The following is a 17,030-nucleotide window of genomic DNA, read 5'->3' as shown; positions in this document are numbered from 1 at the left end:
GCCGAGGAGCTGCGCTCGGCGCCTTGCCAGAACATTGCCGAAGGCGTCGATAATCGGCGCTAGCGTAATGGACTTGCTAGTCTCACCGGCCGGCCCTGGGTGGCCGGGGGACAGCTACGTGACCTGCCCGACGGACTCGCTGAAGGTGGGCGCGCTGTGGTTGGACAAGCACGAAGCCAGCGTATGGGAGGTCCCCGGCGGGCACGCCCAACGCGGGCCGGGACAACGACACGACGGATTACAACACGGGTGCGCTTGGACAGCGGCTGCAACCGCCTCGCGCCGCGGTTGCGTGTCCGCGCGCCCCGGTGCTCCCGGAGGTTGCGCTCTACTGTGCTCGGGGGCGGGTACAGGGAATGCGGGGGACGCGGCGAGATTACTCGGGATCTTGTCTGCAAGCCGGCGCTCCCGCCAGATAGTGGCGGCGTACCCAGTCACAAGCCTCAGCGTGGGTAGCGAGCCGTCCCTCGAGCTGCGCTTCTTCGACCGCGTCGAGGATCTCGCGAAAGCGCGGGCCGGGCTCGAACCCGAGATCGAGCAGGTCGCGGCCCCGAATCAGCGGCGGGGGCTTGATCTCGGCGGCCAGCTCGCGCTGCTTGGCGCGGCAGAAGTCGTAGCAGCGCAGGTCCTGGTTCGAGGCCAGTGCATCCAGACGCGCCAGCTCCAGCAACTCCTCTATCCCCTCCTGCGCCAGCAGCCGTTTGAGCGTACTCAGCCGCATCTCGCGAGCGTGCAAGATGCGCAGGTGATGGCGCACCAGCCACGCCACGCGCTCCCAGACCTCACGGCTGCGGCGCAGGCGCTGGCAGGTGGCCAAGGCCATCTCGGCGCCCACCTCGCAGTGGCCGTAGAACGTGATGCGCTTGTCGCCCGATTGGGCGCAGCGCGGCTTGCCGATGTCGTGTAGCAAGGCGGCCAGCGCCAGGGTTTCGCTCGGCCGCTCGAACTCGGCGAGGAGCAAGAGCGTGTGGGCGAAGACGTCGCCCTCCGGGTGGTAGTCGGGCGATTGTGACACGCCCTTGAGCGCCGCCACCTCCGGCAGCACTACCGGCAACAAGCCCGTGGCATCGAGCAGCTCGAAGCCGCGGCGGGCGTTGCCCTGGCGCAGGATGCGCACGATCTCTTCGCCGATGCGCTCCCAGGCGATGTCGGTAAGATGCGGCGCGGCGGCGCGGATGGCGTCAAAAGTCGCCGGCGCGATGGTGAAGCCGAGCCGAGCGGCCAGGCGCACCGCCCGCAGCATGCGCAGCCGGTCTTCGTAGATGCGCGCGGCGGGGTCGCCGATGGCGCGAATTACGCCGGCCCGCAGATCCTCTTGCCCGCCGACGAAGTCGATGATCTGGTCGGTTGCCGGATCGAGAAACATGCCGTTGATGGTGAAGTCGCGCCGCGCGGCGTCTTCTCCCGCCGAGCTGAAGCGCACACTCGCCGGTCGGCGGCCGTCGAGGTAGACGGCGTCGGCGCGAAAGGTGGCCACTTCAAACGCCTGCCCCTCCAGCATCACCAGCACGACGCCGAACTGGACGCCGACCGGCACCGTACGCTCGAACAGCTGCTGCACGCGCGCGGCCGGAGCGTCAGTGGCGACGTCGAAGTCCTTCGGCTCCTGACCGAGCAGCCGATCACGGACGCAGCCACCGGCGAGATACGCACTATAGCCGGCCGCGCGCAATCGCGCGGTGATTTGGCGGGCGAGTTGCTCCTTGCTGCTCACGCCGGGTACGATGTCACGTCGGCTGGCCGCCGTCGACCGCCAGCGGCTTCTCGAATAGCCGCGTCGGGAAGTGGTTGTTGAAGCGGACGTCCTCGACCAATTCCTCGGCCACCATCGCGCCGATGATGGTGCCCTCGGCATCGGCCGGAAAAAACTGCCGGCGGCGCTCCTTCTTGATGCCGTCCCACTCCTGATAGTCGAGCCACTTTCCGACCCACAGGCTGTGAGTCAGAAATTCGGCGGTGATGTGGGCGAAGACGTGGTCGATCAGCGCGCTCTCGGGATCGAGGTAGAGCACAAACCAGTCGCCGGGGGCTTCCGGAGCGCCGCTGCCGGGCACGATCTTCAGCCGTGCCCAATGCCGGCCCCCGGTCGATTGCTCTCCCAGGTCGGTCACGGTCGTCGGCCACTCGGCCGCGCCGAATGGGAGCGAAAACCAGAACAGATTGCTCACCATGTTGAAGCGTGAGAAGGCCAGCCGGGCGGGGTCGTGCACGGCGGTGTTGCCGCGCGCCATCCAGGCTTGTTGGCCGTCGAAGCCGAGAGTCACGGGATCGGGCAGGCCGAGCGACTCGAGGCGCACCTTGGGCAACTCGTGCAGCGGCGACTTGTGCAGGCCGACGCTGTCGGAGGACGCGTTGCCGGCAGGGTCATAGAACGTAAAGGTGGCGACGAAGGCGACGTCGCGCACCGCCATCCACCGCTCCCAGCCTCCGGCAGCGTCGATGGCCCGCTGCAACAACTGCCCAGCGCTGCCGGGTGGCAGATGGGGCACGGCCGGCGTTGACGCGCACGCCGTACAGCAGCATGCGATCGCCACCAGCAGTGCTGAGAATCGTGTGATCATGTCATCCGAGCGCTTCCGGCTTATGGCCGAGGTGGGGCTTTGTCAATGTCCGCGCAGCGGCTGAGCAGTCGCAGGGCTGCGGCTCATCGCCCGGTCGAACGTTGAATGTCGCAATGCAATATTCGCGCTCGGCGGCAACGGCCGCTCAGCGCCGCAGCTTGCGCGCGTCGCCGACGCGCAGGGTGAAGCCGGTGCGATCGAAGTAGTCGAGCAGGGCGATCGAGAATTTGCGGCTGGCGTTGATCAGGTCGCGAAACGCGGCGGCGGTGATCTGCCCGTGAGTGGTGGCGTAGTCGCGGACCAGTGCCCGCGCCCGCTCGAGCGCGGCCGTCGGGTAATAGAGGTCAGGGGCAACTCGATGCACCCGGCCCTCGCGTTCGAGCTGCTGGAGCAACGTCGCCAGACGTGGCCGCGGAACGCGGAGCGCTTCCTCCATCTGTTTGAGATCGGGCGGGGTCAAGCCGCCGCCGGCGAGCAAGCGCTCTGCCCGCTCCGCCAGTGCCCGATCGGTGCCGCCCAGGGCCACGCGATGCGACGGCAAGCGCAAGACGCTGTCTTCTCGCACCAGCGCCCGCTCGCGGATCAGCCGCTCCAGCGCGGCGCGAAAGACTTTGGGCGAAAGCTCCGGCGCCACCCGCGTGCGTACCGATTCCATCTCGATGCCCGGCGCCAGCGGCTGCTCGCGGTGGCAGGCGCTGACGGCGGCGAGTGTGGCCGAGCGCAGCTGCTGCCACTTCTCACTGTTGGTGATGGCCTCGGGGGCATCGCTCGCGGGCAACACGACCAGCGCGGTGTTGTCGCGTAGGACCTGCTGCAAGCGCTCCGGCGTCAGATGCGCGGCTTGCAGCAAGAGATCCGGTGCCATTACCACCCCGGGCTCGAGGGCAACGGCGGCCTCGACAACGTCGGCGTCGCTGGCGGCGGCGTGCATTGCCGCCAGCGCTGACAGCACCGCCGGGTCGTTGCGGCGGTGGCGGGCGGCGAAGGCATGCACCACCACGCCGCCGCCGATCGTCCGCTGCGAGGCGGCATCGCGCAACACGAAGCGATCGCGGCGCAACACCGCCACCGGGTCGCGTAACACCAGCTGAGCGTACGCCGATTGGCCCCGCGCCAGACCGGTGCGGGCATCGAGCAGCACGAGCTTGCCGATGGCGTCGGCAGTGCCGGCGAATAGGTGCACTGGCGCGTGGCTGGCCAGCGGGCGGCTGGTGCCGGGTCGCAACTCGACCCAGGCATCGAGCCGATCGCTGGCGCGATCGAGCGCCGGGCTGCAGGCGACGTGGCCGCGGACCACTTGGGTGCGCTCGATACCGGCGAGATTGAGCGCCACCCGCTGCCCGGCGCCGCCTTCGGCCACCGGCTGATTGTGCACGTGCACCGAGCGCACCCGGGCGGTTTCGCCGCCGGGGAGGATGCGCACGCTGTCGCCCTCGCGCACTCGGCCCGCGATGGCCGTGCCCGTGACCACCACGCCGTGGCCGTGTAACACGAAAGCGCGATCGATCGGCAAGCGAAAGAACCCCGGGCGCTCCTGCCGCTCGAGCTTGGCAAGGCCTTGCTCGATCGCGGCCCGTAGCGCCCCCAGCCCTTCGCCCGTGACCGAGGAAACCGCAAACATCGCCGCGCCCTCCAGGGCCGTGCCGGCGAGCAAGATCTCGATCTCTTGGCGTACCTCGACAATGCGCGCGGCATCGGCCAGGTCAGCCTTGGTGATCGCGACGATGGCGGCACGGGTGCCGAGCAGATGCAGGATGTCGACGTGCTCTTCGGTTTGCGGCATGACGCCGTCGTCGGCAGCGACCACCAGCAGCGCCAGATCGATCCCGTGCGCCCCGGCCAGCATGTTGCGGATGAAGCGCTCGTGGCCGGGGACGTCGACGATGCCGACACGCACGCCGCTGTCGAAGTCGAGGTGGGCAAAGCCGAGGTCGATCGAGATGCCGCGCTCCTTCTCTTCCTTGAGCCGGTCGGTGTCCTGGCCGGTGAGCGCCTTGATCAGCGCGGTCTTGCCGTGGTCGATGTGCCCGGCGGTGCCGAGGATGGCGTTGATGCTCATGGCGATACCGCGGCGGCTCGGCGGGGCAAGCCGCCGCTGGCTCGAAACTATCGCAGATCTTTCATCTGCAAGCCCAGCATGCTGGCGATGACCGAGCGCTGAATGTTGTTCGAACCCATGCCGACGGGGCCGAGCAGCGCCATGCGAATCCAGCGGTTCATGTCGTTGTCTTCCAGGTACGATTGCCCGCCGAGCACTTGCATACCCAGCTCACACACCTTCAGGCACATGTCGGTGCAGAACACCTTGGCCATCGCTCCTTGGAGCGAGCAGGGCAGCTCCCGCGCGTGCAACCAGGCGGCGTGATAAGTCATCTGGCGGCCGGCCTCGATGCCCATCGCCATGTCCGCAATCTGCATCTGGACCGCCTGGAAGCTGCCGATGGTGCGCCCGAACTGGCGGCGGGTCTTAGCATGCTCCAAGGCCATATCAAATGCCTTCTGGGCAATGGCGACGTGGGAGATGGCGACCATCAGGCGCTCCATGTCGAGGCTGCGGATCATCTGCCACCAGCCCTGGTTGAGGCCGTCGGCCCCGCCCATGATCATCGCCTTCGGCACCCGCACGTTGTCGTAGTAGACCTCCTGCAGCGAGACCACCTTCGAGCCCATCTTCGACATCTTCCGCAACGTCACGCCGGGCAGTGTGCGATCGACCATGAAGATGGTGATGCCGTTGTAGCGGTCGTCCTTGACGGTGCGGGTGACGGTCATGATGTAGTCGGCGACATCGGCGCCGGAGATGTAGTGCTTGTGGCCGTTGAGGACGAAGTCGTCGCCGTCCGGCTCAGCGAAGGTCCTCACCGCCGCGGCATCGGAGCCGGCCTCGGGTTCGGTGAGCGCAAAGCAGCCCTTCATCTTGCCCTGCACGATGCGTGGCAGGTAGGCACTCTTCTGCTCCTCGCTGCCGTTCATCTTGATCATGTGGCCGGCAAAGAACACCGGCAGCAGGTAGCAGGCCGAGGCGGCTTCGCTGCCGTAGGCGAGTTCCTCGACGGTAAGGCAGAAGTCGATGGCGTTGCCGCCGATGCCGCCGTACTGCTCGGGAAAATAGACCCCGAGAATTCCGGTTTCGGCGAGCTTGGGCAGCAGCTCGTGCGGGTAGCGCTCCTCGCGCTCAAGCTGGCGGTCGAGCTCGGGCGAGCAGTTGCGCTTGATGAAGCTGCGGATGGTCTGGCGGTAGGCTTCCTGTTCGGGCGTGAATGCGAAGTCCATGTCATGTACCTTTCCTGATCTTACAACCGATTAAACGGATTTAACGGATTCGGAGTTCTCGGAGATCTCTTTCCGAAAATCCGTTCAATCCGTTTTATCCGTTGTAACCCTATCCCTTCCGCGGCCGGAACTTCGGCAGCGTCACTTCATCGTTGACCTTATCAAACACAACCTCCACCGGCATGCCGACGGCGATTTGCTCGGTGCTGCATTCGACCAGGTTGGTATGCAGTCGCGGGCCTTCTTCGATCTCGACGATGGCGACGTTGTAGGGCGTGTCGGCATTGAAAGCCGGGTACTGCGACTGGTGCACGACGATCCAGCTGTAGACCGTACCGCGCCCGCTGAGCTTCACCCACTCAGTGTGCTCGGACAAGCAGCGCGCACACAGCAGCGCCGGCGGAAAGCGCACGTGGCCGCAGTCGTGGCAGCGCTGCATGCGTAGCTCGCCCCTCTGCGCCGCTTCCCAGTACGGCGCGCTGTCTTCGCTCGGGCGGGGTAGCGGTTTTTCGATCGTGAACATCGGAGTCCTCCGGGGGGTTTACAACGGACTTAAACGACCACCTTGCCGCCAGCGACTAGGTCGAGCACGTGCTCGGCGAGCGCTTCTCCCCTGTAGCTCACCGGGAACCGCTTCTGAGCTTCGATCTCGATGCCTCGTTGGCGCAACTCGCGTTCCATAGCCTTTTGATAAATCGACTCCAGAAATCCCGGTCCCAACTCGCGATGAACCTCTATCGCGGCGCCAATGATTCGATACGTGAGATCGCCGTGAAGCAGGTCCGCCATCCGAATCCGTTCAATCGGTTGAATCCGTTGTAAACCTCATCTTCCGAGTATCAAGGCCGAGTAGCTGACGGTCGGTGGTGCTTCGTGGGGGGCGCCGCCGTAGCCGGTGACCAGGCACAGCTCGGCGCCGCGCACTTGGCGCGGGCCGCATTCGCCGCGGAGCTGGCGCACGCCCTCGCGGAGGTGTCCGAAGCCGGAGAGGTGGCCTTCGGAGAGCAGGCCGCCGGCGGTGTTCGAGGGCAGCGAGCCGGTGAGGGCAAGATTGCCGGCGGCGATGTAACCGCCGACATCCTCAGGCTGGCAGAAGCCGTAGGCCACCAGGTCGTGCACTACGCGCGGCGTGAAGGCATCGTAGAACTGGGCGACATCGATGTCGGCCGGCGTAGCCCCGGCCATGCCAAAGGCCAGCGCGGCAGCTCGCTTACCGCCCCAGTGCCGGCCGCGCTCGCCGCGCGGATGAATCATCTCCGAGGAATGAGACTGGCCGGCGCCGAGGATGCGCACCGGGGGTTTGGCAAGATCGCGCGCGCGCTCGAGCGAGGTGACGATGCAGGCGCCGCCGCCGTCGGTGTTGGGGCAGCAATCGAACAGGCGCAGCGGCTCCGCCACCCAGCGCGAGTTCAAGTAAGCGTCGAGCGTCATCGGCTTCTGCATCTGTGCCTCGGGGTTGAGCTGGGCGTGCGCGCGCCAGGTGACGGCGATTTGGCCGTAGTGCTCGTCCTTGTAGCCGTACTCGTACTGCTGGCGCCGTTTGATGTGGGCCATGAGCGTGATGGCGCCGATGTCACCGTACGGCACCTGAAACTCGGAGCCGAACATCTGCAGGGTAACGCCTTGGGGCCAGTTCTGGGTAGCAAAGCAGCACAAGACCGTGTGGCAGTAGCCGGCCGCGATGGCGGCCATAGCGGTTTGTACCGCACCGCAGGCAGTGGCGCCGCCCATGTCCATGGTGAACGAATACGTGGGTTCCATGCCGAGGTAGGCGGCCACCCGCGCCGCCCAGCCGTGTTGCTCGCCCATGATTGCCGGCATCAGTACCAGCACGCCGTCGACCTGGTCGCGCACCACGCCCGCGTCTGCAAGTGCGTGCTTGGCGGCTTCGAGGGTGAAGCCCATGGTGCTGACGCCTTGCAGTTTGCCGAAACGCGAGGCGCCGACACCGGCGATAGCATATTGGCCGCTGAGATTACCCATGCTGCCCACTCTTCTCCTGCTCTGGGGTCGCTGCCGCGCCGCTCGCATCCGGCGGCTGGGCGTCGGCCAAAGGCGATGTGCCCCTGCCGGCGAGGGCGGCGATGACTAGCTCGCGCACCTCGCGGCGTTTGGCCTTCATCGCGAAGTTTTGCGGGATGTGATCGATGAAGACGATGTGGCGCGGAGCTTTGTACCCGGCGATGTGCTCCTTCGCCCATGCCAGCAGCGCCGCTTCGTCGACGACCGCACCGGCTTCGAGCACGACCGCGGCGGCCGGCATTTCGCCTTTGACCCCGTGCGGTACGCCGACCACGACGGCTTGCTGCACCGCGGGATGTTCGAGCAGCTTGCGCTCGACCTCCGCCGGGAACACCGAGTAGCCGCCGGACTTGATCATGTCCTTCTCGCGCGCCTGGATGTAGAGCACGCCGCGGCGGCCTTGGCGAACGAGGTCGCCGGTGCGAAACCAGCCGTCTTGTAGCACTGTGGCGGTTTCCTCGGGATGGTTCCAATAGCCCGACATCAGCCCGGGCGACTTCACTACCAGTTCACCGACCTCGCCCTTAGGCACCTCGCGCCCGCCGGGATCGACGATCTTGAAGCGAACCCCGCGCATGAGCCGGCCAACGGCGCCGTCGCCCACCGGCGGCCCGATGGCGGTGGCGAGCTGGCCGGCGGTTTCCGCCAGGCCGTAGCCGCGCACGAAGCGCGGCAGCTTACGGCCTCGCCACCGGCGCGGCTTGGCGGCAAGCTGGCGAAAGGTGTGGATCAGCTCGTCGCTGAAGGCATCGCCGCCGCCGCCCCACAGGCGAATCGAGGAGAGGTCGCGCTGGCGGGCACCGGCATCGAGCAGCATGCGGTACATCGCCGGAATGCCCGAGAACATCGTGACCCGGTACTGCTCGATCACCTGCAGCACGCGCTGGGGATCGAAACGGCCCATCAGCAACATCGGCGTGCCCATTAGCATTTGCAGCAGCAACGCCTGATGGCCGGAGGTGTGTGCCAGCGGCATCACCAGCAGCCCGAGATTGTCACGCTCGGTGGGCAAGAAGGCGATGAGTTTGGCGTACGAGCGCACGGCGAACATGAGCGCGGCGTCGCTCAACATGGCCCCCTTGGGAAAGCCGGTGGTACCGGCGGTGTAGAAGATGATCGCTAGATGATCCGGGGCCAGCGGCGAGGCGGGGAAGTCCTCGGGCTGGCCGGCCATCAGCTCGCCCATGCGCAAGACCCCAGGGGGCGGGGCTTGGCTGGTGACTACGATCCAATGGCGAACCCCCGGCAGCGCGCCGGGATCGCGGATGACGTTGTCGAAGATCGTGCGATCGGTGATGAAGGCGCGAAAGCCGCAGTCGGCGGCGAGGTGACGGATCTCGTCGAGGCGCAGCATGAAGTTGAGCGGCACCGGCACCGCGCCCAGCTTTTGCGCGGCGAACTCGGCAAAGGCGGCCTCGATGCGATTGCCGGTCATCAACCCGATGCGGTCGCCGCTGCCGACGCCCAGACGGCGCAGGCCGTGTGCGACGCGGGCGACCAAGCGGGCGAAGTCACCGAAAGTGACGCAGTCGCCGCGAAAGAACGGATAGTCGAGCGGCTGATCGAGAAACAGCGCCGGCCGCTCGCCGTACAGCTCGGCCAGGCGCTCGGGCAGGGTGGCCATGCTCAGCTGGGCCGCCTCGCGCACCAGGATGCGCCACTTCTCGCGCCAGCGCGGTACCGGCCAGTTCTTGGCCAGCAGGCGCGGATCGCGGATCAGAGGTCGCTGGTCGTCGGGCGCGGCGCCGGCCATGGCAACGATGGGCAACCGGCGCCGAGCTAGCGCCCCTTCCAGCGCGGCTCGCGTCGTTCTTGGAAGGCGTGAATGCCCTCCATCGCGTCCTCGGTGGAAAACACCTCGGCGGCGTAAATCATTTCTTGATCGAGAGACTCCTTGAGCGGCAAGCCGAGCCCCCTGACCGCCGCCTCTTTCACTTTGCGCACCGCCACCGGGCCGTTCTTGCAGATCAGCTCGGCGTAGCGGATCGCCGCCGGCATCAACTCGGCCGGCGGCACCACTTGGTTGACGATGCCGTAATGGTACGCCTTCTGGGCGCTGATGGGTTCGGCGGTGAGCAAGATCTCCATGGCCCAGGGGAACGCAATCTGGCGCGGCAGCTTAGTGGGCGAACCACCGCCGGGGAACAGCCCGCGGCGCGGCTCGCCGATGGCAAAGGTAGCGTTCTCCGAGGCGATGCGGATGTCCGTGCCCTGGAGCATCTCCATCCCGCCGGCGATGCAATAGCCGTTGACGGCGGCAATGATCGGCTTGTAAATCTCCACCTCGCGCAGTACCGCCACCAGCGAGGCGTTCACCGGCACGTCGTGGCCGAGTGTTTGCGTGCCGCCAGAGGCCGACAGTTCGCCGATGTTCTGCGTGATCATCGGGATGAACTCCTTGAGATCACCGCCGGCGCAGAAGGCCTTGTCGCCGGCGCCGGTGATGATGGCCACCCACAGGTCGGGGTCGTCGCGGAAATCCAGCCAGGCCTTGGCGAGCAGGCCGAAGGCCTCGAAGTTCAGGGCATTACGCCGCTCGGGGCGGTTGATGGTGATGAACGCGATGCGTCCCTTCTTTTCGTAAATGATCGCGGGCATGCGACTCCTTCGTGGTTGAGCGCCAGGCGGCGGGCGCGCGGCGGTCAACTGCTCTAATCAAATGCTTGAAAGCAGAAAGGCGGCAGCCAAGTCAAGCCGTAAGCCCCCGGCCGGTGGACCCCGTGGCGGTGCGGATCAGCGTGCAGGAAGGCGCTCGACCGGTGCGAGAGTGGGCGCTGCGACTCTCGCGGCCCGGAGCTGAGTCGGTCGAGTTGGCCAGCGGCCCCAGCGCACTTGCCAATCAGGTCGTGTCAATGCTCGAACACAACGGCTGGAGGTGGCCTGTGGCCATGGCGTTTGTTGCAGCGGTGTTGGCGGGGGTCCCTGGGGTACTGAACAGGTATTGGGGTGTGGGTACCAGAAGGGTACTAGGCGTGCCGTAGTACCCTGCCGCCTAGCGCGCGAGCCGCTGGTGACGGCCTCGCGGCTTGAGCGCTGGGCGATCGCCTGATTCGATCCGGGAATAGTAACAGACGGGGCGACGGAGAGCTGCCGGTTTCCGTGCCCGGTGGGACTCAGTGTTTGGCCGGCGCGGGCGCGGCGGCCCCGGCTGGAGCCGCGGCCTGGGCGGCGGCGGTTTCGCCGACTGTGACTTGGGGTCGCAGCTTAGCCAGCAGTTTGTCGCCGATGCCCTTCACGCTGCCCAGGTCATCGACGGACTTGAACGGTCCGTTCTTCTCTCGGTACTCGACGATGGCCTTGGCTTTGGCATCCCCGATTCCTTTCACCCCCGCCAACTCGGTGGCGGAGGCCGTGTTGATGTTCACCAGTTTGTTTTCAGCCGAGGTGGCGGAGGTGCTAACCGCGAGCACGATTGCCGCGATGAGTAGGCCCGCCACGGTGTATAGGCGCATGCGCGTCATTCAGACACCTCCTTTTGCTTACGACAACTTCGTTCGGGGCACGGAAACCGGCAGGGCGCCGTCTACCCCGGCCGCGGCGCCGCGCGAAAGGGGGCAGGCGCAGTGGTCATTTGCCCTCGACTGGACAAATCTGCCCGCGCCTGGGTCGGCGCGGCTGATGGCGGCCCGTCGTGGCCGGAGGCGATTTTTCGTCTTGGCAGTCGCAGCTTCCTATAGTATCTCCAGTAATAGTTGTGTAGTGCTTGCCTGTGCGCGAGGGGGCTGTTTTCACCGCCGTGTCTGAGGATGTCGCCATCGGGTGCGAGCCCGAGATCGGAGAGCCAAGGTCGGAGCTCGAGGGCAAGAACACGGGCCGCGCCGGTTCAATGCCGGCGGCAGGCGAGTCCGCTGCCCGCATCTTTGTCGGCCGTGAACGAGAGATGCAGGTGCTACGCTCGGCGGTTGAGGGCACGCTTGCGGGGCGAGGCCGGCTGGTGTTGCTGGCGGGGGAGCCCGGGATCGGCAAGACGCTCACCTGTGAGGAAGTCGCGGCCTACGCGCGCCGGCGTGCTGCGCAGGTGTTTTGGGGGCAGTGCTACGAAGGAGAGGGGGCCCCCGCGTTTTGGCCGTGGGCGCAAGTGCTACGCGCCAGCCAGCGCCAGCTCGGCGGCGCCGGCGCCGAGCTGGCGCACGTCGAGCTGGCGCAGATCGTGCCGGAGTTGCGCCAGCAGGTGCCGGAGCTGCCCAGTGCTACCCGTCTCGATTCGCCCGAGGCCCGCTTTCGCCTCTTCGAGAGCGTGCGTCGTTTCATCGAGCAGCTGTCGCAGCGCGCGCCCCTGGTTATCATTCTCGACGATATCCACTGCGCCGACCGCTCCTCCCTGCTGCTGCTCCAATTTCTCGCGCACGAGCTGCGCGGCCTGCCGGTGTTGATCTTGGGAACATATCGTGACACGGAGCTGCGGGCCCAGCAGCCGCTGGCCGTGACCGTGGCGGAGGCCTTGCGCGAGCCGGGCACCGAGCGCATCACCCTGGCCGGTCTGGGCGAAGCCGAGGTTGGGCGGTTCATCGAGCTGAGCGCGGGCGCACGGGCGGCGGCCGCGCTGGTGGCGGCCGTGCACCAGCGCACCGAAGGCAACCCGCTGTTCGTCTCGGAAGTCCTGCGGGGATTGCTTGCCGAGGGTGGCACCGGCGCAATCCGTGATCCGGGCTCGCTAGTTGACCTGCCGGTGCCGCCGACGGTGCAAGCGGCCATCGGTCGGCATCTGGCTCCCTTGTCGCCCGAGTGCCACGCCTTGCTCGGGGCAGCGGCCGTGCTGGGGCGCGAATTCAGCTTGGACCTGTTGGAAGCGGTGACCTCGAGCGTTACGCCACCCGACCTGACCTCGATCAAGGAGACCCGCCGCCGGGTCTATGCGACGGCGCAGGAAGCCGTCAGCAGCCGGGTGATCGTGCCGATTGCCGGGATGGCGGGCTGCTATCGCTTTGCCCACGCGCTGATCCGCGATGCGCTCTGTACCGAGCTGGAGCCGGGTGTGCGCGCGCGCCTGCATGGCCTGGTTGGCAACGCCCTCGAGCGTCTGCCCACAGCGGGCGAGCACGTGAACGAACTGGCCTACCATTTCTTCGAGGCCCGTGACGCAGGGCGAGCCAGTGCCTACGCGCGCCGCGCCGGCGACCGCGCCCTGGCCATGTTTGGTTACGAAGAGGCGATACGTCTTTACCAACGCGCCTTGATCGCGCAGACGTGGCAGGTGGTGGATAACGCCGGCGAGCGCTGTGAGGTGCTCTTGGCGCTGGGCGAAGCCTACCGGCGCGCCGGCTCGATGCAGCAGGCGCGCGCCAACTTCGAGCGCGCGGCGACGCTGGCCCGAGCTCAGGCGGCACCCGAGCGGCTGGCCCGGGCGGCGCTCGGTTATGCTGGGCTGTACGTCGAGATCGGCACGATTGATCACCGCTCGGCCGCGCTGTTGGAAGAGGCGCTGGCGCTGGTGGGCGAGGACGGCACACTGCGCGCGCGCTTGCTGGCCAGCCTGGCGTTGCAACTGTCCTATTCGGTCCACCGCGAGCGTTCCGCATCGTTGAGCGGCGAGGCCGTGGCGATTGCACAGCGGGTGGGGGACGCGGCAGCGCTGGCGTACACCCTGGGGGTGCGCTACGTCACCGCACCGGTTGCGCAAGCACCGCGCGAGCAGCTTGCCACCGCCAGCGAAATGGTGGCGGCGGCGCAAACTGCCAACGAGCCGACCTTGATGGCAGAGGGGCGCGGCTGGCGCATCGAATCGCTGCTGGTGCTGGCCGACCGCGCGGCCATTGACGCCGAAGTCGAACTCCACCGGCAGCTCGCCCAATCCCTGCACGAACCGGTCTATCTCTGGCTCTCGACGATGTTCCAGGCGATGCAGGCGCTGATGGCGGGCCGCTTCGACGACGCTGAACGCCTGGCGCTCAGTGCTCTCAGCCTCGGGCAATCGGCCCAGAACCCGAACGCGCAGCAGGCGTTCGCGGCCCAGATGTTCATCCTGCGCGGCCATCAAGGGCGCCTAGCCGAGTTGGAAGCGGTGCTGAACGAAATGGTGGCGCGCTATCCGGGCCTACCGGTCTGGCGCGCCAGCCTGGCGCACCTGTACTGCGAGATCGGGCAGCGGGCGCGGGCGCAGGAGGAGTTTGCCCGTCTCGCTGCGGCTGGCTTTGCCGCTTCGCAAGACAGTACGCTGCTGATCCGCCTCGCCTTGTTGGCGCAGACGTGTGCCGCACTGAGCGACGCCGCCCGCGCGCGGCCGCTTTACGAGCTGCTGCGTCCTTACGGCAATCGCAACATCGCGGTCGCAGGCGGCGCCACCAGCTTCGGCGCGGTCGCTCGTTACCTGGGCTTGCTCGCTACCACGTTGCGCAACTGGGATCAGGCAGAGCGGCACTTTGTCGATGCCCTGGCGACAAACGGCTGCATGGGCGCCCAACCATTTGTGGCCCACACCGAGTACGACTACGCGGCCATGCGGTTTGCCCGCGGCCTGCCGGGCGACCGCGAACAGGCCGCATCGTTGTGCTCACTCGCGTTGGCGCGCGCCCGCGAGATCGGCATGAAAGGCTTGGTCGAAAGGGCCGAGGCTCTCGGCCGAGAAGCTGGAGGGCTCGGACGTTGGAACGGCCACCTCCCGTCTGAAAGTACGTCGGCCGAGCCCGCCCCCGGCCGGTCTTCGCAACCGCAGGCGGTTTTCCGTAGAGAGGGTGACTATTGGGTTGTATCGGACAACGGGTGCGTCCTGCACCTCAAGGATAGCAAGGGCCTGCAGTACCTTGCCTACCTGCTGCGCCACCCCGGGCGCGAATTTCACGCCCTCGACTTGGCGAAACAGCACCCGGAGACCAGGCAGCTCGGACGCCTCGGGCTACCTATCACCAATGGGATGGCGATTTTGGACGGGCGGGCGCGGGCCGACTACTCGCGCCGGCTCGCGGACCTGCGCGAGGATATCGAAGAAGCCGAACGTCACCACGACACCGGCAGGGCGGGGCGATTACGTCAGGAGGTGGACTTCATTACCGAGCAAGTTGCCGCAGCCGTCGGACTCGGCGGCCGCAACCGCACCGTTGCCGACGGCGCCGAACGCGCCCGCGTAGCAGTCAGCAAGCGGATCAAAGAAGTCGTCAAGCGCATCCGCGACGGCAACCCCAAGCTGGGGCACTACCTGAGCAAGACGATCAAGACCGGCACGCTCTGCGCCTACGTGCCCGACCCCGAGCGGTCCGTGGTGTGGGCGCTGTGAAGTGGAGGGCGCCGGGAGATCCCCGTAGGCCCAGGGCTGCAGGGCTGCGGCGGAGCTTGACAGGCCGTTTGCCAGCGTCGTAGTAGCCCTGCGCGTGGGGGCGGTACTACAGTGCGCCCACGAATCGACCTGCGGCAAAGAAGTGGTCTGCTGCAGAAACCGCCAGTGACAGCGATAAGCCGAGTCTGGCTGGATAACGCAAGGGACCGAGATCTGCATCAGCCGGTCCGGGGCGTATCAGCTCGCCTGGCGGGCGCCGCCGCGCGCGCGCCGACGGGCAATGGCGGCAACTGAACGTGCGGCCACTGCCTGTGCCGCCTGCTGCAACTCGCAAAACGCGCTCTGGATCGCAACGATGAAGTCGTGCAGATCGGGGATCTGATCCCAGTCTGCGTTAACACCCCAGAACAAGCCGCCGTTGTAACTGAAAAGCCCTACCACCAGCCCCAAGTTTTCAAATAACGGCACCACCGGATAGGCGGTGCGCATGGGCGCGCCCTGCAAGTAGAGCGGAATCTGTGGCCCGGGCACATTGGTCACAATCAGGTTGTACGGCCGCGTCCGCCCGGCCAAACGCACGGCCTGCACCAGTAGGTTCGGCACGGTCCATTCGCTGACCGCGGCGAGCACCTCGCCGCCGAGCGCTTGCTTCGAGTCCTTGAGGCCAGCCGTGGTCTCGCGCACCGCCCGCAGCCGCTCTACCGGATCGCTCAACTTCACCGGCAGCGGCGCGGTCAGCTGCGTGACCCGATTGCCCAGTTGCCCGTGCTCGTCGTGCGTGCGCACGCTCACCGGCACCATCGCGCGGATATCCAACTCCTCGGGGGCCAGCCCGCGTTGCTCGAAGAAGAGGCGCAACGCGCCGCTGACGGTCGCCAGCACCACGTCGTTCAGTGTGCCGCCGAGCACGTTCTTGACCGCTTTCAAATCAGCCACCTTCATCTCGGTCCAGTCCAAGCGCCGGTGGGGGCCGACCTGCACGTTCAGCGGCGTCGGCGACACCGGGCTGAGCGCCGGCGCCAGCGTCTCGACCACGCCCAGGGCTGCCCCGCCGAGTTCGCGCAGCGCCGCCGCCGGGGCGCGGACCGCGTCTACCAGCGCCCGCAAGACGGCCGGAGGCTGGGCGGCGCGCCGCAGCGTCTCGTCAAACAGCAAGCGGCCGCGGCTCGGTGCCCGCCGCGGCCGCCACGGCTCCGGCTCCGGCAGATGCGTATCCGCGGCCGGGTCGAGAATCACCGACATGATGTCGGCGCCGGAGATGCCGTCAATCATGCAGTGATGCGTCTTATTGATGAGCGCAAAGCGATCGCCTTCGAGGCCTTCGACCACCCACATCTCCCACAGCGGGCGCTTGCGATCGAGCGCCTGTGACATGATGCGGCCCACCAACCGCTTCAAAACACGCTCGTCGCCCGGGTGCGGCAGCGCGGTGTGGCGCACGTGGTAAGCGATGCGGAAGCGATCGTCGTCAATCCAGATGGGAATGCGTTCGTACGGGATGTAGGCCAGCCGCTGGCGAAAGCGCGGCACCAGATGCAGCCGCCCGGCGATCGCCAGCCGAATACGATCGATATCGACCCCGCCCCCCGGCGTGCCCAGCGGCCCGCTATCGAAGATCATCACGCCGCCCACATGCATGTGGCAGCTGTCATCCTCGATACCCAGAAACGATGCGTCCAACGCGCTCAAGCGCTCATAGTAAGGCATGGCCCAACTCCCCTGACGTGCCCTCTACCTAGCACGCCCGGAGGGAGCGGAACAGACGAAATCGTGCCCACGCGGCACCAACGACTTGGAGCCGGGCAACGGTGGCCCGCTTCTCAGCGGGTGCGCGACAAATTTGTGGGTAACGTGGTTCGGTGTTATGGCCGTCATTCCCGCGAAAGCGGGAATCCAGTTTGGCGTTTGGCGCTATGGACAAGCAGTTCTGCGTTTACATCCTGGCCAGCAAACGGAACGGCACG

Annotated in this window: 11 protein-coding genes; 1 reads left to right on the top strand and 10 read right to left on the bottom strand. The window is 66.9% G+C overall.

Going from position 1 to position 17,030, the window contains the following annotated elements; translation table 11 throughout:
• Positions 1 to 376: 376 nt before the first annotated feature.
• The 9 genes from HY699_23095 to HY699_23055 form a co-directional block, all read right to left on the bottom strand.
• On the bottom strand, positions 377 to 1,855 hold the full coding sequence (locus HY699_23095; GenBank protein MBI4518693.1) for a CCA tRNA nucleotidyltransferase: 1,479 nt from the start codon (positions 1,853 to 1,855) through the stop codon (positions 377 to 379).
• 851 nt (positions 1,856 to 2,706) lie between these two features.
• Entirely contained in the window at positions 2,707 to 4,620 is a 1,914-nt protein-coding gene (gene selB / locus HY699_23090) for a selenocysteine-specific translation elongation factor (protein ID MBI4518692.1), read from the bottom strand.
• Between the two features lie 47 nt (positions 4,621 to 4,667).
• Positions 4,668 to 5,834, bottom strand: coding sequence for an acyl-CoA dehydrogenase family protein (locus tag HY699_23085; protein MBI4518691.1), 1,167 nt, complete (start codon positions 5,832 to 5,834; stop codon positions 4,668 to 4,670).
• 109 nt (positions 5,835 to 5,943) lie between these two features.
• On the bottom strand, positions 5,944 to 6,357 hold the full coding sequence (locus HY699_23080; GenBank protein ID MBI4518690.1) for a Zn-ribbon domain-containing OB-fold protein: 414 nt from the start codon (positions 6,355 to 6,357) through the stop codon (positions 5,944 to 5,946).
• Between the two features lie 29 nt (positions 6,358 to 6,386).
• Entirely contained in the window at positions 6,387 to 6,623 is a 237-nt protein-coding gene (locus HY699_23075) for a GxxExxY protein (protein ID MBI4518689.1), read from the bottom strand.
• Positions 6,624 to 6,659: 36 nt separating this feature from the next.
• Positions 6,660 to 7,817 (bottom strand): thiolase family protein, encoded by a 1,158-nt coding sequence (locus tag HY699_23070; protein ID MBI4518688.1) that lies wholly within the window; start codon positions 7,815 to 7,817, stop codon positions 6,660 to 6,662.
• Positions 7,810 to 9,609, bottom strand: coding sequence for an acyl--CoA ligase (locus HY699_23065; protein MBI4518687.1), 1,800 nt, complete (start codon positions 9,607 to 9,609; stop codon positions 7,810 to 7,812). Before HY699_23065 ends, HY699_23070 begins: the two co-directional genes overlap by 8 nt.
• 26 nt (positions 9,610 to 9,635) lie before the next feature.
• Complete coding sequence (locus HY699_23060) at positions 9,636 to 10,454, bottom strand: enoyl-CoA hydratase/isomerase family protein (protein MBI4518686.1); 819 nt, start codon at positions 10,452 to 10,454, stop codon at positions 9,636 to 9,638.
• Between the two features lie 515 nt (positions 10,455 to 10,969).
• Positions 10,970 to 11,308, bottom strand: coding sequence for a ComEA family DNA-binding protein (locus HY699_23055; protein MBI4518685.1), 339 nt, complete (start codon positions 11,306 to 11,308; stop codon positions 10,970 to 10,972).
• A 374-nt stretch (positions 11,309 to 11,682) separates the two neighbouring features.
• Between HY699_23055 and HY699_23050 the strand changes: the two genes are divergently transcribed.
• A complete protein-coding gene (locus HY699_23050; protein MBI4518684.1) occupies positions 11,683 to 15,066 on the top strand; it encodes an AAA family ATPase in 3,384 nt (1,127 codons plus the stop codon).
• Positions 15,067 to 15,303: 237 nt separating this feature from the next.
• On the opposite strand, the gene HY699_23045 is transcribed toward HY699_23050, so the two are convergent.
• Positions 15,304 to 16,773, bottom strand: a complete 1,470-nt coding sequence (locus HY699_23045) for a wax ester/triacylglycerol synthase family O-acyltransferase (protein MBI4518683.1) — start codon at positions 16,771 to 16,773, stop codon at positions 15,304 to 15,306.
• Between the last annotated feature and the right edge of the window lie 257 nt (positions 16,774 to 17,030).

It is taken from the genome of Deltaproteobacteria bacterium (genome assembly GCA_016210005.1).
Classification (GTDB): domain Bacteria; phylum Desulfobacterota; class Binatia; order HRBIN30; family JACQVA1; genus JACQVA1.
The sequence above is the reverse complement of the archived record's forward strand: the minus strand, read 5'-3'. Positions and strand labels throughout refer to the sequence as shown.